The organism is Janibacter sp. A1S7 (genome assembly GCF_037198315.1).
Classification (GTDB): domain Bacteria; phylum Actinomycetota; class Actinomycetes; order Actinomycetales; family Dermatophilaceae; genus Janibacter; species Janibacter alittae.
The window spans coordinates 1,716,344-1,734,841 of record NZ_CP144913.1; the positions used below are offsets into that span (position 1 = coordinate 1,716,344).

18 protein-coding genes are annotated in these 18,498 nt (G+C 70.4%); 4 read left to right on the top strand and 14 right to left on the bottom strand.

Annotated features, from left to right (window positions below):
- Positions 1-939 (top strand): 5'-3' exonuclease, encoded by a 939-nt coding sequence (locus V1351_RS08200; protein ID WP_338747673.1) that lies wholly within the window; start codon positions 1-3, stop codon positions 937-939.
- 15 nt (positions 940-954) lie between these two features.
- Here V1351_RS08200 and V1351_RS08205 read toward each other — a convergent pair whose 3' ends face one another.
- The 12 genes from V1351_RS08205 to dop form a co-directional block, all read right to left on the bottom strand.
- A complete protein-coding gene (locus tag V1351_RS08205) occupies positions 955-3,759 on the bottom strand; it encodes a DEAD/DEAH box helicase (RefSeq protein ID WP_338747674.1) in 2,805 nt (934 codons plus the stop codon).
- 23 nt (positions 3,760-3,782) lie between these two features.
- Positions 3,783-4,643, bottom strand: a complete 861-nt coding sequence (gene tatC / locus V1351_RS08210) for a twin-arginine translocase subunit TatC (RefSeq protein ID WP_338747675.1) — start codon at positions 4,641-4,643, stop codon at positions 3,783-3,785.
- A 25-nt stretch (positions 4,644-4,668) separates the two neighbouring features.
- A complete protein-coding gene (gene tatA / locus V1351_RS08215) occupies positions 4,669-4,941 on the bottom strand; it encodes a Sec-independent protein translocase subunit TatA (RefSeq protein ID WP_338747676.1) in 273 nt (90 codons plus the stop codon).
- Between the two features lie 70 nt (positions 4,942-5,011).
- The gene (locus V1351_RS08220; RefSeq protein ID WP_338747677.1) at positions 5,012-5,971 is read right to left on the bottom strand and encodes a helix-turn-helix transcriptional regulator; all 960 of its coding nucleotides are present in this window, start codon (positions 5,969-5,971) and stop codon (positions 5,012-5,014) included.
- Positions 5,968-6,957, bottom strand: coding sequence for a helix-turn-helix transcriptional regulator (locus V1351_RS08225; protein WP_338747678.1), 990 nt, complete (start codon positions 6,955-6,957; stop codon positions 5,968-5,970). The genes V1351_RS08220 and V1351_RS08225 overlap by 4 nt, the downstream gene beginning before the upstream one ends.
- A gap of 129 nt (positions 6,958-7,086) precedes the next feature.
- Positions 7,087-7,473, bottom strand: coding sequence for an FKBP-type peptidyl-prolyl cis-trans isomerase (locus V1351_RS08230; protein ID WP_338747679.1), 387 nt, complete (start codon positions 7,471-7,473; stop codon positions 7,087-7,089).
- Between the two features lie 47 nt (positions 7,474-7,520).
- Entirely contained in the window at positions 7,521-8,558 is a 1,038-nt protein-coding gene (locus V1351_RS08235) for an FKBP-type peptidyl-prolyl cis-trans isomerase (protein ID WP_338747680.1), read from the bottom strand.
- Positions 8,559-8,649: 91 nt separating this feature from the next.
- Entirely contained in the window at positions 8,650-10,020 is a 1,371-nt protein-coding gene (pafA, locus tag V1351_RS08240) for a Pup--protein ligase (protein ID WP_338747681.1), read from the bottom strand.
- Positions 10,021-10,029: 9 nt separating this feature from the next.
- Positions 10,030-10,725 carry a proteasome subunit alpha gene (gene prcA, locus V1351_RS08245; RefSeq protein WP_338747682.1) on the bottom strand — a complete coding sequence of 232 codons (696 nt, stop codon included), beginning with the start codon at positions 10,723-10,725 and terminating at the stop codon, positions 10,030-10,032.
- Positions 10,722-11,549, bottom strand: a complete 828-nt coding sequence (prcB, locus tag V1351_RS08250) for a proteasome subunit beta (protein WP_338747683.1) — start codon at positions 11,547-11,549, stop codon at positions 10,722-10,724. Before prcB ends, prcA begins: the two co-directional genes overlap by 4 nt.
- Positions 11,546-11,740 carry a ubiquitin-like protein Pup gene (locus V1351_RS08255; RefSeq protein ID WP_338747684.1) on the bottom strand — a complete coding sequence of 65 codons (195 nt, stop codon included), beginning with the start codon at positions 11,738-11,740 and terminating at the stop codon, positions 11,546-11,548. Before V1351_RS08255 ends, prcB begins: the two co-directional genes overlap by 4 nt.
- Positions 11,741-11,793: 53 nt before the next feature.
- Positions 11,794-13,290, bottom strand: a complete 1,497-nt coding sequence (gene dop, locus V1351_RS08260) for a depupylase/deamidase Dop (RefSeq protein WP_338747685.1) — start codon at positions 13,288-13,290, stop codon at positions 11,794-11,796.
- Between the two features lie 58 nt (positions 13,291-13,348).
- On the opposite strand from dop, the gene V1351_RS08265 reads away from it, so the two are divergent.
- The 3 genes from V1351_RS08265 to V1351_RS08275 are packed head-to-tail and all read left to right on the top strand — an operon-like array spanning position 13,349 to position 15,706.
- Positions 13,349-14,320 (top strand): alpha/beta hydrolase, encoded by a 972-nt coding sequence (locus V1351_RS08265; protein WP_338747686.1) that lies wholly within the window; start codon positions 13,349-13,351, stop codon positions 14,318-14,320.
- Positions 14,317-15,312: an alpha/beta hydrolase gene (locus V1351_RS08270; protein ID WP_338747687.1), complete on the top strand. Its 996-nt coding sequence runs from the start codon at positions 14,317-14,319 to the stop codon at positions 15,310-15,312. The genes V1351_RS08265 and V1351_RS08270 overlap by 4 nt, the downstream gene beginning before the upstream one ends.
- Positions 15,313-15,316: 4 nt before the next feature.
- Entirely contained in the window at positions 15,317-15,706 is a 390-nt protein-coding gene (locus tag V1351_RS08275; RefSeq protein ID WP_338747688.1) for a DUF3054 domain-containing protein, read from the top strand.
- 22 nt (positions 15,707-15,728) lie between these two features.
- Here V1351_RS08275 and arc read toward each other — a convergent pair whose 3' ends face one another.
- Together arc and V1351_RS08285 are read right to left on the bottom strand one after the other, a co-directional pair.
- Positions 15,729-17,399 carry a proteasome ATPase gene (arc, locus tag V1351_RS08280; RefSeq protein WP_338747689.1) on the bottom strand — a complete coding sequence of 557 codons (1,671 nt, stop codon included), beginning with the start codon at positions 17,397-17,399 and terminating at the stop codon, positions 15,729-15,731.
- Between the two features lie 59 nt (positions 17,400-17,458).
- Positions 17,459-18,487, bottom strand: a complete 1,029-nt coding sequence (locus V1351_RS08285; RefSeq protein WP_338747690.1) for a tRNA (adenine-N1)-methyltransferase — start codon at positions 18,485-18,487, stop codon at positions 17,459-17,461.
- Positions 18,488-18,498: the final 11 nt, after the last annotated feature.

Genomic DNA, 18,498 nt, shown 5'->3' on the forward strand with positions numbered 1-18,498 from the left:
ATGTCCACCCCGGCGAACGAACGCCTGCTCCTGCTCGACTCCGCATCCCTGTACTTCCGTGCCTTCTACGGCGTGCCGGCGCGCACCACCGGCCCCTCGGGCACCCCCACCAACGCGGTGGCCGGATTCCTCGACATGATCGCCACCCTCGTCACCCGGTACCGGCCCACCCACCTGGCGGCCTGCTGGGACGATGACTGGCGCCCGCAGTGGCGGGTCGACGCGATCCCGACGTACAAGGAGCACCGCGTCGCCGAGGACGCCGCCGACGGAGAGGCCGTGCCGGATGAGCTCGAGCCGCAGGTCCCGCTCATCGCCGCAGCCCTGGAGGCGATCGGCATCCCGCGCATCGGGGCCGCCGACTACGAGGCGGACGACGTCATCGGCACCCTGGCGATGCGCTACCGCGGGCAGATGCCGGTCGACGTCGTCACCGGCGACCGGGACCTCTTTCAGCTCGTCGATGATGCGTCCGGGACGCGGGTGCTCTACACCGCGCGCGGTGGCGTCCGGCAGCCCGACGTCATCACCCAGTCGTTCCTGGCAGACACGTATGGCGTGCCGACGGGCGAGGCCTACCTGGACATGGCGGCGCTGCGTGGGGACACCAGCGACGGCCTGCCCGGCGTGAAGGGCATCGGTGACAAGACGGCGGCGTCCCTCATCCGCGACTTCGGCTCGCTGGCCGGGGTGCGAGCGGCCGTGGCCTCGGGTGACCCGCGCATCAAGGGCGCCCGGCGCACGAACCTCGAGGCGGCGTCCGGCTACCTCGACGTGGCGCCGCTCGTCGTCCGGGTCGCCCACGACGTGCCGGTCGGCGACCGCGACCTCCACCTGCCGGCCGACATCGCCGACCCCGGCGCGATGAGCCGGCTCGCCCTCGAGCACGCCCTGACCGGGCCCTTCGACCGGGTGGGGACCGCCCTTCGCTCCATCTGACCGGCGAAGGGGGCGTCAGTCCAGCTGGTCGGCGGCGACGACGCCCCGACGGACCGCGTCGACGGCCTTGCGGGCCACGGTCCGCAGGTGTGGCTGCGGGGCCGCGTCCCCCACCTGACCGAGCAGGTCGACGACCTGCTTGCAGCGGCGCACGAAGTCCCCGGCAGTCAGGTCCGACCCGCTGAGGACCTCGTCGAGCCGGCGACCGCTCGCCCACCGGTGCACGGCCCAGGCGATGCCGCCGTCGGGCTCACCGGTCAGTGGCAGCGCGTGCTCGCTCTCCAGGTCCTCCAGCTCGCTCCAGCGCTGCAGCATGTCCTGCCACGCGTCCGACACTCCGTCGGTGGGCAGCCGCGGGAAGGGATCGTGTTCCTCGCGACGCGGCTCGTGGACGAGCATGGAGACGACGGCCGCCAGCTCGGCCGGATCGAGTCTCGACCACGCTCCCCCGCCCAGGCACTCGGCCGCCAGGAGGTCCTTCTCGGTGTAGAGCCGACGCAGTCGCCCGCCGAGGTCGCTCACGCTCTCGCCGTCGTCGTCGAGGTATCCCAGTCTCGTCAGGACGACGCAGATCCGCTCGAACGTCTGCGCGACGGAGTTGGTGCGGTGCTCGACCTTGCGCTGCAGTGACGAGGTCTCCCGCTTCAGCTTCCACCACCGTTGGGCCCACCGGGCGTGCACCTCACGTTCCGGGCACTGGTGGCAGGGGTGCTCCTTCAGCTCCCGCCGCAGCTGCGCGAGGAGCTCGTCCTCCCCCTTCGCCGCCTCCGTGGCCCTGGTGCGCACGCTCGGGGCCTGCTCGTCGGGCGCCCTGGTCCGCAGCAGGGTCGCGAGGTCGGTCCGCTGCTTGACGGACTTGGGGTTGAATCCGCGCGGGATCGTCAGCTTCCCGAAGGCACTGACCGGCCCGTCGAGATCGGCCGGCACGAGCCGCCGCACCTGCTTGTGCTCGGTCAGCACCGTCGGCGCCGACTCCTCACCCTTGTACGAGCGTGGTGGCGCGATGACGAGCGCGAGGCCGGACCGTCGTCCCCCGATGCGGATGATGTCGCCGACGCGCAGCGCTTCGAGGGAGACGGCGATCTCGGCCCGACGGTTGGCACCCCGGCGGCGCTTGCCCTCCTTCTCCACGTCGGTGATCCGCCTGCGCAGCGCGGCGTACTCGCGGAAGTCACCGAGATGGCAGTGCATCGCGTCGGCGTAGGCGTCCAGGGACTCCTGCTGCTCACGGACCTTCGTGGCCAGGCCGACGACCGCCCGGTCGGCCTGGAACTGCGCGAACGAGGTCTCCAGGACCTCCTTGGCCGTCTGGCGCCCCACCTGGGCGACCAGATTGACCGCCATGTTGTACGTCGGCTTGAAGCTGGAGCGAAGGGGGTAGGTCCGGGTCGAGGCGAGGCCGGCCACGGCCATCGGGTCCAGCCCCCGCGACCACACGACGAGCGCGTGGCCCTCGACGTCGATCCCCCGCCGGCCGGCACGACCGGTCAGCTGGGTGTACTCCGCGGGCGTGATCTCCACGTGCGACTCGCCGTTGAACTTCACGAGCTTCTCGAGCACGACCGTGCGGGCGGGCATGTTGATGCCCAGGGCGAGCGTCTCGGTGGCGAAGACGGCTCGGATGCGGCCGGCGGTGAACAGCTCCTCGACGATCTCGCGGAAGAGCGGCAGCATCCCTGCGTGGTGGGCGGCGAAGCCGGCAGCGATACCGGCCACGAACTGGTGGTAACCGAGGACGTCGAGGTCCTCGCCCTCGAGGACGGCAGCGCGCTCCTCGACGGTGCGACGGTTGCGCTCGCCCTCCCGCTCGGAGACCAGACGGACGCCGCCCGCCAGCAACTGGCCCACTGCACCGTCGCACCCTGCTCGGCTGAAGATGAAGGTGATCGCCGGTAGCAGGCCGTCACGATCCAGCTCACGGATGACCTCGGTGCGCGAGGCCGCTCCGCCGAATCGAGCGCCTCCCGCGCGGGGCCGGCCTCCGGGACCGCTGCTGCCACGCCGGTCGCGTCCGCCGCGACGGTCCCGTCCGCCCCGTCCACCACCACGTCGCATCCGCGGGTCGTCCTCGGTGCCGCGCACCTTGTCACGGATGGCGTCGAGCAGCTCGGGGTTGACCTTGGTCGGTGCCCCGGCCGCGGCGCCCTCCTCGTCGACGAAGAGGTCGTGCACGTCCCGGCCGACCTGCATGTGCTGCCACAGCGGCACGGGCCGCTCCTCCGAGACGACCACCTCGGTGCCACCGCGCACCTCGGCGAGCCAGTCGCCGAACTCCTCCGCGTTGCTCACCGTCGCCGACAGGGAGATCACCTGCACCGAGCGGGGCAGGTGGATGATGACCTCCTCCCACACGGCGCCCCGGAAGCGGTCGGCAAGGTAGTGGACCTCGTCCATGACGACGAAGGCGAGGGTATCGAGCGTCCTCGACCCGGCATAGATCATGTTGCGCAGCACCTCGGTCGTCATGACGACGACCGACGCCTCGCCGTTGACGGAGACGTCGCCGGTGAGCAGACCGACGTTGTCATGACCGTGCGTGGCCACGAGCTCGTGGTACTTCTGGTTGCTCAGCGCCTTGATCGGCGTGGTGTAGAAGGCCTTCTGACCGCGGGCGAGTGCCAGGTGGACGGCGAACTCACCGACGACCGTCTTGCCGGCCCCGGTCGGTGCGGCGACGAGGACGCCGTTGCCGGCCTCGATCGCCTCGCACCCATCCAGCTGGAAACGGTCCAGATCGAAGTCGTAGGTGGCGGTGAAGGCCGCCAGCTCCCCTCGGCCCTTGCGGCGGGAAGCGGCATAGCGTTCAGCGGGCGAGGACATGTCCCCACGCTATGCCAGAACGATCAGGTCAGTGGTGAGGCCTCGTCATCGGACAGGTGCGACCAGTCGGGCTCCTCACCGCGGGCGACGCGTCGCCGGTCGATCAGCAGTGCGATCCCGATGGCGATGAAGTACAGCACGCACAACGGGCCGGCGAGCAGGAACATCGTGAACGGGTCCGGGGTCGGGGTGATGATCGCGGAGGCGACGAAGATCAGCAGGACGGCCACTCGCCAGGACCTCAGCAGGGTCCGTCCGGAGATGATGCCGATGGCGACGAGACCCACGAGGAAGACGGGTAGCAGCCAGGCCAGCCCGAAGGCGAGGATGAAACGGGTGACGAAGCTGAAGTAGTCGCTGGCCTGCTGGATGTTGCTGGACTTGCCGTCGTCCGGGGTGAAGCCGAAGAGGATGATCAGGGCCTTCGGCAGGGTGATGTACGCGAAGATGCACCCGGTGAGGAAGAGCGGGATCGCGGTGAAGAAGACACCGAGGGACATCCTCTTCTCACGACGGGTCAGCCCGGGGAGGATGAACGCCCAGATCTGCCACACCCAGATCGGACTGGAGATGATGACGCCGGTGAAGATCGAGATGCCCAGCTGCGTGGTGAACGCCGAGGTGGCGTTGCCGTAGTTGAGCAGGGCGGCGGCGCTCTCCGGGTTCGAGGCCTTGTACTGGTCGAAAGGCTGCGTCAGCTGCTCGTAGACCCCGGCATAGGCGAAGCCGGCGATCGTGACCCCGTCGTAGAGCACCCACCCGACGACCGCCCCGACGACGATCGCGGTCGCTGCGATCATCAGCCGGTTGCGGAACTCCAGCAGGTGCGCCTTGAGCGGCATCCGCCCTTCGGGGTCCTTGGGCGTGCGGTCACGTCGGGCCATGCGGTGCGTGGACGAAGGGGGTGAGTCAGCCAACCGGGCCGGACTCGTTGTCCGTGCGCGGCTTGGCGTCGTCAGCAGGGGCGCTCTCGGTCGTGGTCGACTCCACGGTGCCTGACTCGCGGGCCGACTTCTCCGCCTCGCGCTGGCGGTCCTCTTCCTTCATCTCGCTGACCTCGGCCTTGAAGACGCGGGCCGACTTGCCGAGGCTGCGCGCCGCATCAGGCAGCTTCTTGAAACCGAACAGCAGGAGGATGACCACCAGGATGAGGACGATCTCCATGGGACCCAGGCTGGGCATGACGGCACCTTTCGCGTTGGTACGTTCACTCACCAGTGTACGGGCCGAGGGTCGGCACACCGCACGACTCTCAGTTCCGATAGGCAGCCAGAGCGGCTCGGGCGTGTCCGGCCACGGAGTCCCGCAGCGACGTCGGCTCCACGACCTCGACATCGCCCCCCAGACGCAGCGCGAGCCGACGCATGAAGCCCTCGGTGCTCGCAGGCATGGTGACCAGGAGGTGGTCGCCGTCCGGTCGGCGATCGGTGACCGGGTAGTACTCCGCGACCCAGTGCGCGCCGGGTGCCAGACGCACCAGGACCGCCACGTCCTCGGCGCCACCCTGGTAGACGCCCGTGCGCAGGTCACGGCCGGTGAGCCCCTCGGGAGGGTCGGCAGGCAGGTCGAGCACCTCGACTGCCTCGATCCGGTCGACCCGGAAGAGTCGCACGTCCGTCGCCCGGTGACACCAGCCCTCGAGGTACCAGTGCCCCTCGACCCGCGCCAGGCGCATCGGGTCGACGTCGCGCTCGGTGCGCTCGTCCCGGCTGGGGACGTGGTACCCCAGATGCACCCGACGTCCCGCGGTGAGGGCATCCCGCAGGTCCGCGAGCACCTGACCGCCCTGCGTGTCGTCCTCGACGACGAGGACCCGGTCGACGCCCGGAATGGCTCCGGCCGCACCCTCGAGCTTGGCCAGGGCACGCTCCACGGCGCTGGACTCCCCCGCCCCGGACGTGGCCAGGGACCGCAGGCCCACGATGAGCGAGACGGCCTCGTCGACGGTCAGACGAAGGGGGCGGGAGATCGCGTCCGCGTTGCTGACGAAGACGCGACCGCCCTCGTAGCTGGCCTCGATGAGCTCGTCCGGCATCGGTCCGTACCCGCACATGAAGAGCAGGTCGAGGTCGGCGCGCAGTTGCTTCTCGGTGATGCCCAGTCCCGCTGCCGCTCGCTCGATCTCGATCCCCTGGCGGCTGGCGAGCCAGGGGACCATCGTCAGCAGTCGCTCGACGCGGTTGGTGGCCGACTCCACGGGTTGACGGGTCATGCCGAGACCTCCCGGTGTGCGCTGATGACGGCCTCGAGCCGGTCGATGACGGCCTCGCGCAGGTCCGCGGGCTGCTCGACGACGACGTCGGGGCCGTGGCTGGCGATCTCGGCGGCGAAGTCGGCCGGGTCACCGTGGTCGAGCTCGACCCGGTCCCACTGCTCGTCGATGGAATCCACGGTACGGGCGCGGCGGCGCAGCACGTGCCCGGTCCCGACACGCACGCGCAGCGCGGCCGCGCTGGACTGCGGTTCCCGACCATCGGTGGCGGCGATCATCGAGACGGGGTCGAGGTCCTCGGGCACCGCCTGTGTGGCCGCCTCACCGGTGGTGGTCACCGTGGAGGTGACGCGCGAGAGCCGGAAGACACGCGGCGCCCCCCTGTCGAGGTCGTGACCGACGAGGTACCACCGGCCGTGCCAGGCAGTCAGGTACCAGGGCTCGACGTGCCGGGGACTGGCGGTCCCCTCCCCCGCCCGGGCATAGTCGAAGCGGACGGTGGCCGTCATCAGGACGGCGTCCTTGAGCGGCTCGAAGGCACTCTCACCACTGCCGAGGTGCGGCTCCAGCCCGACGAAGGGGTCCTCGCTCAGCTCGTCACCGGCAGCCACCTTGCGCCACGCCGTCGCAGCCGTCCCGGCCATCGCCGCGTGGGCCCACGCGCGACTCGCCAGGCCCACCACCGCCAGCTCCTGCGCGGTGAGCTCGATCGGCGGCAGGTCGTAGTCGCGACGGTCGATCCGGTAGCCCTGCTCGTCCTCGAAGACCCCGATCTCCTCGGTGACCAGCGGGATCCCCATGGCGCGCAGGTCGTCCTTGTCGCGCTCGAACATCCGGTCGAAGGCCTCGTCGGACTCGACGCTGCGATAGGCCTCGACCAGGTGACGGATCCGGTGCTTGGGCAGGGGGATCCGCGAGGACAGCAGGCTCATCGTCAGGTTCAGCAGGCGCTCGGCCTTGGCCCGGGGTGTGTTGGGTGCCGCCACATCCGCTCCCTTCGTCACGGCGAGGCTAACCTGCCGACGTGCTGGACCACGCGACGGGCCGCGGCCAGGAGCGTGTCCTCCTCGCCGCGGCCCGTCCTCGACCGTCATCCGGCCGGGTGCGCGGGGTCGTCAGCCGGCCTTGACCAGGTCGACGACGAAGATCAGGGTCTCGCCACCCTTGATGACGTTGCCGGCGCCCTGGTCGCCGTACCCGAGGTGGGGCGGGATGGTGATCCTGCGTCGACCGCCCTCCTTCATCCCGATCAGGCCCTGGTCCCAGCCCTGGATGACCTGCCCGACGCCGGCGGTGAAGGCCAGCGGTGCACCACGGTTCCAGGAGGCGTCGAACTCCTCGCCGGTCGAGTGGGCGACGCCGACGTAGTGCGCCTGGATCGGCGAGCCGGGGGTCACCTCGGCGCCGTCACCGACGCTGATGTCCTCGACGACGAGCTCGTTGGGCGGGGTGTCACCGGGGAAGTCGATCTCCGGCTTGGTGGTGTTCGGGTCGAACGGCATGTGGCGGTTCCTTTCGTGGTGGTGCGGGCAGAGCCTGGGAGCGGCGCTCAGGGAGCGCCGAGGATGTCGACGGTGAAGACGAGCGTGGCGCCACCCTTGATCGACCCGTCGGGAGTGCCCTCCTTGCCGTAGCCCTCCTCCGGCGGGACCACCACGAGCAGGCGGTCACCGACCTTCGCGCCCTCCACGGCCTTGTCCCAGCCGGGGATGACGGCGTTCTGGCCGACCGGGAAGGCGAAGGGCCCGCGCCCGTCCTTCATGGACGAGTCGAAGACCTTCCCGTCCTTCCAGGTCACGCCGGTGTAGGAGACGTAGACGTAGTCGTCCTTGGCGATCTTCTCGCCGTCACCCTCGATGAGCTTCTCGACGACGAGCTTCTTCGGCGGGTCCTCGCCCTCGGGGATGGTGATGTCGGCGGGGGCGTCGGCCTTCCAGTCGACCGTCGGCAGACCGTCCTTCGGCTCGACCTCCTTGCCCTGGGCCTTGGCCGGGAGCTCGCCGCGCACGTCGTAGACGAGGACGAGGTTGTCCTTGCCGTCGATCCCCAGCTGCGGAGCGCCCTCCTTGCCGAAGAGGTCCTCGGGCGTGAGCACGGCGACACCACTGGATCCGATGGGCTGGTCCTTGATGGTCTTGACGAGCCCGGGCAGGGACTGCTTGTTACCCAGGTCGAGGACGATCGGTGAGCTGGAGTAGGTCTCCGACCCGTCGATGGCCTTGCCGTCCTTGGCGGAGAACATCGCGAGGTCGACCGTGGCGTAGGCGTCGTCCGGCAGCTCCTTGCCGTCGCCCTCGTCCAGGATGGTGCGGGTGGTCTGGGAGACCTCGAGCGGCTTCTCGGGCAGCTCCACGGAGGGGCCCTTCTTGCCGTCGGCCTGCGTGACCTCGATCTCCTCGACCTTGTCGAGGTCCTCCTCCTTCGGCTCCGCGAGGGTGGGCGTCGCGTCCTGGGAGTCGGACGCCGACTCGCTGGACCCCGTGTCCGACGAGTCGCTCTCGGAGTCGCCGCCACAAGCGGTCAGGAGCATCAGCGATGCGAGCGATGCCGCAACGGCGGTGGTCAAACGGGGACGGGCCTTGGGCACGGTCAACCTCATCGGTGGGGTAGGAAGTGGTTCGCGCACACCCTAACCAGCGATTCTGGGTGTCCGCTGACCCGAGGGCCCCTGGCGAGCGCTATGTGGCGGCCATCATGTCGATGAGGCGCTGCACCCGCTCGTCGACGGAGCGGAAGGGGTCCTTGCACAGCACGGTGCGTTGCGCCTCGTCGTTGACCTTCAGGTGCACCCAGTCGACCGTGACGTCACGCGAGTGCTCGCGCGCGGTACGCACGAAGTCCCCGCGCAGTTTGGCGCGCGTGGTCTGCGGCGGGGTGGCCATCGCCGTGACGATCTCCTCGTCCGTGACGACCCGCGCGATCCGACCGGCCCGCTGGAGCACGTGGTGCACTCCCCGAGCCGGGTCGATGTCGTGGTAGGCGAGATCGAGCTGGGCCAGTCGCGGGTCGTCGAGGTCGAGTCCGTGTCGTGTGGCGTAGGCATCGAGCAGGCGGTACTTGATCACCCAGTCGACCTCCGTGTCGACGAGCGAGAGGTCATCGGTCTCGACGGCCTGCAACGTCCGCCCCCACAGGTCGAGGACCTGTGCGGTCAGATCGTCGTCGATGCCCTCCCGCGCGGCGTAGTCCGTGGCCCGGGCCAGGTACTCGCCCTGGATCTCCAGCGCGCTCATGCGGCGGCCGTCGGCGAGGGCCACCGGAGTGCGCCCGGTCCGGTCCAGGCTGATGTCGCGGATCGCCCGGATCGGGTTGTCCAGCGTCATGTCCGGCATGGCGACGCCGTCCTCGAGCATGCGCAGCACGAGGTGGGCCGAGCCGACCTTGAGCAACGTCGTCGTCTCGGTCATCGTCGAGTCGCCGACGATGACGTGCATGCGGCGGTAGTGCTCGGCATCGGCGTGCGGCTCGTCGCGGGTGTTGATGATCGGCCGCGAGCGGGTGGTTGCCGAGGAGACGCCCTCCCAGATGTGGTCGGCCCGTTGGCTGACCGAGAAGGTGGTTCCGCCGCTGCCCTTCATCAGCTTGCCGGTGCCGGCGATCAACTGGCGGGTGATGAGGAAGGGCAGCAGGCCCTCGGTCACGGCGGCGAAGTTGTCCGTGCGCGCGACGAGGAAGTTCTCGTGGCAGCCATAGGAGTTGCCGGCCGAGTCGACGTTGTTCTTGAAGACGTAGATGTCACCGGCGACGCCCTCCTCCGCCAGGCGCGCCTGGGCGTCCTCGACGAGGTCCTGCACGATGCGCTCCCCCGCCCGGTCGTGGGCGACGAGGGTGCGCAGGTCGTCGCACTCGGCGGTGGCGTACTCGGGGTGGCTACCGACGTCGAGGTAGAGGCGGGAGCCGTTGGGCAGGAAGACGTTGCTCGAGCGTCCCCAGGTGACCACCTTGCGGAAGAGGTAGCGGGCCACCTCGTCCGGCGTCAGTCGTCGGTGCCCGTCGGTGACGGCCGTGATCCCGAACTCGGTCTCGATACCGAAGATGCGTCGCTCCACGTCTGCAGGCTAACCCTCGCCCCGCGGCGGCCCGATGAGCCGGCGGAAGCACCGGCGCGGCCGGTCACGCTCGAGCACGGCGATCTCGAGCGCCTCGGGCGGGACCCGCGGTCCCGGCACCTCCCCTTCGCCGTGGTTGGACAGCACCCCCACGGCCAGGTCGAAGGCCTCGGTCAGGTCCATCCCGCTGCGCCAGCGCGAGCGCAGGGTCTCGTTGAGCTGCTCGCTGGCACCGCCGATGACGACGCACCCGGCCTCGTCGGAGACCGACCCGTCGTAGGTGAGCCGGTAGATGCGGTCGCTCTCGGGCGTGCTCCCGACCTCGGCGACCACGATCTCGACCTCGTAGGGCTTCTGGTCCTCGGTGAAGACCGTGCCCAGGGTCTGGGCATAGGCATTGGCCAGCCCCCGTGCGGTCACGTCGGAGCGGTCGTAGGAGTAGCCACGCAGGTCGGCGTACCGGATGCCGGCGACGCGCAGGTTCTCGAACTCGTTGTACTTGCCGACCGCCGCGAAGCCGATGCGGTCGTAGATCTCACTGACCTTGTTCAGCGACCGGCTGCTCGGGTTGTCGGCGACGAAGAGGATGCCGCCGTCGTAGGCGAGGACCACGACCGAGCGACCGCGGGCGATCCCGGCCCGGGCGAAGTCCGCCCGGTCCTTCATCACCTGCTCGGGTGAGACGTAGAAGGGGGGTTGGGTCACCGGGCACCTCCCGGATTGCCGCGACGGGTCTCCAGCACGGTCGCGACCGCGTCCTCGAGGGCGGCCTCGTCGAGGAAGGTGACCCCGTCGGCACCCACCACGCCGACGGTCGGCCAGATGCGCCGGTGCACGTCGGGCCCGCCGGTCGCGGAGTCGTCGTCGGCGGCGTCGTAGAGCGCCTCGACGGCGACGCGCACCGCCTCGTCCCGGCCCATGTCGGGCCGCCACAGCTTCTTCAACGCACCACGCGCGAAGGCCGCTCCCGAACCGACGCTGTGGTGCCGGTGCTCCTCATAGCATCCGCCGGTCACGTCGTAGGAGAAGATCCGACCGGTGCCGGTGTCGGGGTCGTATCCGCCGAAGGCCGGGACGACGGCCAACCCCTGCATCGCCAGACCGAGATTCCCGCGGAGCATGGCGGCCAGCCGGTTCGCCTTGCCCTCGAGGGACATGTGCGTGCCCTCGATCTTCTCGTAGTGCTCCAGCTCGACCTGGAACAACCGCACCATCTCGATCGCCACCCCGGCCGTGCCGGCGATCCCGACGAGCGAGAGGTCGTCGGCGGCGAAGACCTTGTCCACGTCCCGGTTGGCGATGACATTGCCCATCGTGGCGCGCCGGTCCCCCGCCATCAGGACACCCTCGGGCCAGGCCAGGCTGACGATCGTCGTGCCGTGCGGCGCCTCGATCGCGGGCGTGCCGGGCAGGGAACGACGGCCCGGCAGCAGCTCCGGCTCGTGCTGCCCGAGGAACTGCGTGAATGAGGCCCCGCCGGCGGTCGTGAAGGCCTCCGGCAGCCTCCCGTGGGACAGCGTCCGACTCACTGGCCACCCTTCTGGACGAAGCCCTTGACGAACTCCTCGGCGTTGGACTCCAGGACGCCGTCGATCTCGTCGAGCACCGAGTCGACGTCCTCGTCCCGCGCGGCGTTCTGCGCCGCCACCCGGGTCCCCTCGTCGACGGGACCCTCGTCACCGCCACCGGAACGCTCGGGACGGGTCTGCTCCTGCGCCATGACTGCTCCTTCTCGTCGCGACCGGCAGCTGCCGGCAACCGGTACCTGCGAGCCTATGCCCCGAGCCCGGTCACGAGGTCGTCGACGTCGTCGGTGGCCAGCAGCGACTCCGTCTCGTCGCGACCGTGGGCGAGCGGGTCGAGCATCGAGACGCGAGCGATCCGACCGGCCCGCGGCAGCCGGAGCACCAGGCTGTCCCACGACGCGGACACGACGTGCTGCCCGAGACGCTCGACGACACCCCCGCGCAGCCATGCCCGGGTGTCGGCCGGCGGGGTGGAGACCGCCGCACGGACCTCCTCGTCGTTCGTCAGCCGGGTGATCCGGCCGGCCCTCTCCAGCGTGTGGAAGATGCCCTTCTCGGGGCGCACGTCGGAGAACTGGATGTCGATCGCGGTCAGCCGTGGGTCACCCCACGCCATGCCGTCCCGCTGGCGGTAGCGCTCGAGCAGGTTGAGCTTGGCGACCCAGTCGATGTCGGCCACCGCGTCCATCGGGTCGTTCGCGAGGAGACCGAGGATCCGCTCCCAGTGGGCGAGCACCTCGTCAGTGGCCGGGTCGCTCCCTTCGCGCTCGACGAAGGCGGTGGCCATCTCGAGGTACTCGGTGAGGATCTGCACCGCCGTGAGGTCCCGTCCGTCGCGCATCCGCACCGTCGCCGTGCAGGTGGGGTCGTGGGAGATGACCTTCAGGGCCTCGACCGGGTGGAGCACCTCCAACCCACGATCGATCGCGTCCGCCTCGATGAGGGCGAGCACGAGCGAGGTGGAGCCCGTCTTGACCAGGTTGGCCACGTCCGCCTGGTTGGCGTCGCCGATGATCACGTGCAGCCGGCGCCAGGTGTCCGGATCGGCGTGCGGCTCGTCCCGGGTGTTGATGATCGGACGCTTGAAGGTCGTCTCCAGACCCACCGGGGCCTCGAAGAAGTCACTGCGGGAGGAGATCTGGTACCCGGCGTGCTCGCTCTCCTGACCGATCCCGACCCGTCCCGCACCGCACATGACCTGGCGGGCGACGAAGAAGGGGGTCAGTCCGGCGATGATCCGCTCGAAGGGGGTCCTGCGGGTGACGAGGAAGTTCTCGTGCGTGCCGTACGAGGAACCCTTGCCGTCGGTGTTGTTCTTGTACAGGTTGATGCCGGGCGGGGTGGCGGCCAGTCGCTGCACGACCTCGCGCATGACCAGCTCCCCCGCCCGGTCCCACACGACGGCATCCCGCGGGGAGGTGACCTCCGGACTGGAGTACTCGGGGTGCGCGTGGTCGACGTACAGACGGGCCCCGTTGGCGAGCACGACGTTGGCCAACGTCGGGTCCTCGATGTCCGTCAGCTGGGACAGGTCCGCCCGGGACCGGGGCACCTCGAAGCCGCGGGCGTCGACGAGTGGGTGCTCGTCGCTGTAGTCCCACGCACCGTGGGCGGCGCGCAGCCCGTGCGCCCGCGCATAGGTGGTGACGACCTCGCCGGAGGCGGCCATCGGGTTGGCCTGCGGCTGCCCCGGGACGGAGATCCCGTACTCGGTCTCGACTCCCATGACCCGTCTGACACTCATGGCCACAGGGTAGGCGCCCACCCACCGTGGTCGAGGGGGCAGCGTGTTGAATGGGGGCGTGGACGACCAGACGTGGCTGCCCGTGGGCACGAGGATCCTCGACTTCCTCACCCGTTTCTCGGTCACCGCCGACGAGATGACTGCGGATCGGCTGTCGAGGATGCGCAGCGCGGTGCCGATGCGCCCGCCGTACACGTGGGTCGTCGGGACTCCGCACCGTGGCGTGCGCAGCGAGGACCACCGGATCACCGTGCGCGACGGCCACGAGCTGACGGTGCGCGTGCACCGACCGGCGTCCGCCGAACGGCTGCCGCTCCTCCTGCACTTCCACGGAGGCGGCTTCGTCATCGGGCACGTCGGCATCTACGACCCGTACCTCACCCGGATCGCCGCAGCAGCCCGAGCCGTCGTCGTCACGGTCGCCTACCGGATGGCGCCCGAGTACCGGGCGCCGCAGGCTGCGCTCGACTGCCGGGACGCCTGCACCTGGGCGCTGGACCATGCCGAGGAGATCGGCGCCCGCACCGACGCCGTCGGCGTCACCGGGGACTCGGCCGGCGGCAACCTCGCGGCCGGGATCGCCCAGCACCTGCGGGACGAGGCCTTCGTGGGGCTGCGTCACCAGGCCCTCGTCTACCCGGCTCCGGACCTGACCGAGCGCGAGCTGGACGACCTGCAGACGCTGGACCAGCGCTACCCGATCCTCACCCCGGCCATGCTGCGCAGCTTCCGTGGCCTCTACCTCGGTGACGACGCGGACGACCGTGACCCGGTGCTCTCCCCCGCCCACGGCGACCTGACCGGCCTGCCACCGGCGCTGGTGCAGACGGCCCAGCTGGACCCCCTTCGCCCCGATGGTGCGGCCTACGCCGACGCCCTGCGCGCCGCAGGGGTCGAGGTACGGCAGACGAACTACCGTGGCGCCCCGCACGGATTCCTCAACTTCCCGGGGCTCGCCCCCGCGGCGGAGCCCGCACTCCAGGAGCTCGTGGGCGAGCTGCGGCACCACCTGCACGAGGCGGATCGATGAAGCGCCCCTACCCCGGCCTCGCCCCGATGATGGGCCTGGTGACCGTCTTCCTCGACACCGTCGGACGCGTGTCGATCGTCGATGCCACCCTCGAGGACATCCAGCGGTCCCGGGCGCAGGTCTACCCGACCTCGCCCCCCTTCTCCTGGATCACCGGTCCAGTCCGTTCGGACGTCGCGATCGACGAAGGGAGCGCCCCCGCGCGGGACCGGGCGGCCATCCCCCTTCGCTGGTACACGCCGTCCGGAACCGGCTCGCCGCGACCGCTCGTCGTGTACTTCCACGGTGGGGGCTGGGTGCAGGGGTCCACCCGGATGTACGACCCGCTGTGCAGCCACCTCGCGGCCGAGCTCGACGCCGTCGTCGTCAGCGTCGACTACCGGATGGCGCCGGAGCACCGCGCGCCGACGGCCGCGCACGACGCGATCGACGTCACGCGGTGGTTGCGCGAGAACGCCGACCACGGCGTCGACCGGGACCGGATCGCCCTGTGCGGCGACTCCGCCGGAGGCAACCTCTCGGCCGTCGTCGCCCAGCAGCTGCGCGGTCTGCGCACCGCCGACGGTGAGCCGGTCATCCGCCACCAGGCGCTGATCTACCCGGCGACGGACATGACCATGGCCTCGCCGTCGATCGCGGAGCACTCGCAGGGAGCGGTCCTCACCGAGGCCAAGATCCTCGCCTTCCGCGCCCTCTACATCGGGGACGCCGACGACGCCGTGGAGTTCACCGACCCCCTCGTCTCACCGCTCTTCGGCGACGTGGCGGGCGTCGCGCCGGCTCTGGTGCAGACCGCCGACCTGGACCCGATCCGCGACGACGGCCTGCGCTACGGCGAGGCCCTGCGCCGGGCCGGAGTCCCCGTGCGGGTCACCAACTACGTCGGGCAGCCGCACGGGTTCGCCAGCGTCCCCGGGATCGCACGATCGGGTGCACAGCACCGTGCAGAGCTCGTCTGCGAGCTGCGTCGGCACCTGGTCCAGGAGGACTGACCCGGTGACTCGTCCCGGACCGGCCCTCCCGGCACCCGGCACCCGTGCTGCCGTCGCCCTGGGGCTCGACGTCGTCATCGTCGCGGCGTTCACGCTCGTGGGCCGACGTACCCACGAGGAGCCGCTCGACCCGGCCGGGTGGTGGCACACCGCCTGGCCGTTCCTCGTCGGCCTGCTGATCGGATGGTCGCTCGTCGTGCTCGCCCGACGGGCGTGGCCCACGGGGACGGTGGAGGGGATCCCGGTGTGGACCACGACGGTCATCGTGGGCATGGTGCTGCGGGCGCTGGCGGGCCAGGGCACGGCCCTGCCCTTCGTCATCGTCGCAACGCTCGTCCTCGGCGTCACCCTGCTCGGCTGGCGTCTGGTGGCGGGACGACTCGCACGAGCCTGAGCAGGTGCGACGGCCGCGGCGCTCAGAGGTACTGGCCGGTGCGGTGCCCGGTGTCGATCGAGCGTCCCGGCTCGGCGGCTCCGGACTTGCCACCGATGAGCGTGCGGACGTAGACGATGCGCTCGCCCTTCTTGCCCGAGATCTTCGCCCAGTCGTCCGGGTTCGTCGTGTTGGGCAGGTCCTCGTTCTCCTTGAACTCCGCCACGCAGGCGTCCAGGAGGTGTCCGACGCGCAGGCCTTCGGTCCCGGTGGTGAGGAAGTCCTTGATCGCGGCCTTCTTCGCCCGGTCGACGATGTTCTGGATCATCGCCCCGGAGTTGAAGTCCTTGAAGTAGAGGACCTCCTTGTCGCCACCGGCGTAGGTCACCTCCAGGAACTGGTTCTCGTCGGACTCGGCGTACATCCGCTCGACGACCGCGTCGATCATCTCCGCGACCGTCGCATCCGGGTTGCCGCCGTGCTCCCCGAGGTCCTCCGGGTGCAGCGGCAGGTCGGGGGTGAGGTACTTGCTGAAGATGTCGCGCGCGCCCTCGACGTCGGGACGGTCGATCTTGATCTTCACGTCCAGGCGCCCCGGACGCAGGATGGCCGGGTCGATCATGTCCTCCCGGTTCGTGGCGCCGATGACGATGACGTTGTCCAGTCCCTCGACGCCGTCGATCTCCGCGAGCAGCTGCGGCACGATCGTCGTCTCCACGTCCGAGGAGACCCCCGACCCGCGGGTGCGGAAGAGACTGTCCATCTCGTCGAAGAAGACGACGACCGGGGTCCCGTCGGTCGACTTCTCACGGGCACGGTGGAAGATCAGCCGGATGTGCCGCTCGGTCTCGCCGACGTACTTGTTGAGCAGCTCCGGGCCCTTGATGTTGAGGAAGTAGGCCGTGGCGCTGTCCTGCCCCGTGCGCTCGGCGACCTTGCGGGCGAGCGACGAGGCGACGGCCTTCGCGATCATCGTCTTGCCGTTGCCGGGCGGGCCGTAGAGCAGCACGCCCTTGGGTGCCTTGAGCTGGTGGCGCTCGTACAGGTCGGCGTGCAGGTAGGGCAGCTCCACGCTGTCGCGGATCGCCTCGATCTGCGTCGAGAGGCCACCGATGTCGTCGTAGCCGAGGTCGGGGACCTCCTCGAGGACCAGGTCGGCCACCTCGGCCCGCGGGATGCGCTCGACGGCGATGTTGCTGCGCTGGTCGACGAGCACGGCGTCCCCGACACGCACCTGCTTCTCGGTCACCCGGCTGCCGCGGCGCACCACCCGCTCCTCGTCCTGACGCATGATCACCAGGAGCCGGTCCTCGTCGAGGACCTCCTTGACGACGACGACCTCTCCGGCGACGTCCTCACCATGGACCGAGACGACGTTCATCGCCTCGTTGAGGCGCACCTCGCGGCCGACCCCCAGCTCCTCGACGTCCACGGCCGGGCTGACCGCGACGTGCATCTTGCGTCCACCGCTGAGCACGTCGACGGCCCGGTCCTGCGCGTGCACCTCCACGATGACCGCGTAGGAGGCGGGCGGCTGGGCCAGTCGCTCGAGCTCCTCGCGGAGGGTGACGAGCTGTTGACGCGCGTCCTTGAGGGTGCGCACCAGGCGCTCGTTCTGCGAGGCGACGGTCGCCGACTGCGACTTCTGCCGGGCGAGGTCCGCCCGCAGGTCGCGCAGCTCACGCTCGTGCTGGGGGGTCGGTTCGGTGGTCATCGACGTCTGCTCCCTTCCCGCCGGGTGAGGCGGTGTCCTACCCAGTCTCCCCCGATCGCTCACCTCGGCGAAGGGGGGACCACCCCTCGGGCGAGCTTGCGCATCCTCTTCGCGGAGGCCACCCGCTCGCCGAGGGCCTCGGAGGTCCACTCGGCGTCGTCCGCGCCCGCGGGTGCGTCCGCTGGAGCGGAGTCGCTCCCGTTGCCCGCGGCCTCCTCCTGGGCGGCGTAGCCGCGACCGGGGCGGCGCTTGCGTGGCGGCGGGGTGACGCCCGGAGCGAGCCGTCGCGTCGAGATGAGGAAACCGGTGTGACCGTGCATGCGGTGCTGCGGGCGCACGGCGAGCCCCTCGAGGTGCCAGCCGCGCACGAGCGACTCCCAGGCCTCCGGCTCGGTGAAGGTGCCGAAATCGCGCATGGCCTCGGCGACCTTGCTCAGCTGCGTCGCGGTCGCGACGTAGCAGATGAGCACGCCGCCGGGCGTCAACGCGTCGGCGACGACCTCGAGGCACTCCCACGGGGCGAGCATGTCGAGCACCACCCGGTCGACGCTGCCGGGCTCGACCGCGTCCGGCAGTGACTCCACGAGGTCGCCGACGGTCACGGTCCACGCGGGGTGGTCCTCGCCGAAGAAGGCCTGCGCGTTCGCCCTGGCGATCGTCGCGAAGTCCTCACGACGCTCGAAGGAGTGCACCCGGCCGGTGTCACCGACGGCGCGCAGCAGCGACATCGACAGCGCACCCGAGCCGACACCCGCCTCCACGACGCTCGCGCCGGGGAAGACATCGGCCATCTGGATGACCTGGCCGGCGTCCTTGGGATAGACCACGGCAGCGCCGCGCGGCATCGACATCACGTAGTCGGACAGCAACGGACGCAGGACCAGGTACTGCGTCCCGGCCGTGTTCGTCACCGTCGAGCCGTCCGGCTCGCCGATGAGGTCGTCGTGCTTGACGTGGCCGCGGTGGGTGTGGAACTGCTTCCCCGGGGTGAGCGTGATGGTGTGCATCCGCCCCTTCGGGTCGGTCAGCTGCACCCGGTCCCCCTCACGGAAGGGACCACGGCGATAGGCGGATCCGGTGGCACTCATGACGTCCGAGT

Bases quoted from the DNA above. Each gene is read 5' to 3' on its own strand.
- V1351_RS08200 (WP_338747673.1), top strand. From the start codon at position 1: ATGTCCACCCCGGCGAACGAACGCCTGCTCCTGCTCGACTCCGCATCC.
- V1351_RS08205 (WP_338747674.1), bottom strand. From the start codon at position 3,759: ATGTCCTCGCCCGCTGAACGCTATGCCGCTTCCCGCCGCAAGGGCCGA.
- tatC (WP_338747675.1), bottom strand. From the start codon at position 4,643: ATGGCCCGACGTGACCGCACGCCCAAGGACCCCGAAGGGCGGATGCCG.
- tatA (WP_338747676.1), bottom strand. From the start codon at position 4,941: ATGCCCAGCCTGGGTCCCATGGAGATCGTCCTCATCCTGGTGGTCATC.
- V1351_RS08220 (WP_338747677.1), bottom strand. From the start codon at position 5,971: ATGACCCGTCAACCCGTGGAGTCGGCCACCAACCGCGTCGAGCGACTG.
- V1351_RS08230 (WP_338747679.1), bottom strand. From the start codon at position 7,473: ATGCCGTTCGACCCGAACACCACCAAGCCGGAGATCGACTTCCCCGGT.
- V1351_RS08255 (WP_338747684.1), bottom strand. From the start codon at position 11,740: ATGGCGCAGGAGCAGACCCGTCCCGAGCGTTCCGGTGGCGGTGACGAG.
- dop (WP_338747685.1), bottom strand. From the start codon at position 13,290: ATGAGTGTCAGACGGGTCATGGGAGTCGAGACCGAGTACGGGATCTCC.
- V1351_RS08270 (WP_338747687.1), top strand. From the start codon at position 14,317: ATGAAGCGCCCCTACCCCGGCCTCGCCCCGATGATGGGCCTGGTGACC.
- arc (WP_338747689.1), bottom strand. From the start codon at position 17,399: ATGACCACCGAACCGACCCCCCAGCACGAGCGTGAGCTGCGCGACCTG.
- V1351_RS08285 (WP_338747690.1), bottom strand. From the start codon at position 18,487: ATGAGTGCCACCGGATCCGCCTATCGCCGTGGTCCCTTCCGTGAGGGG.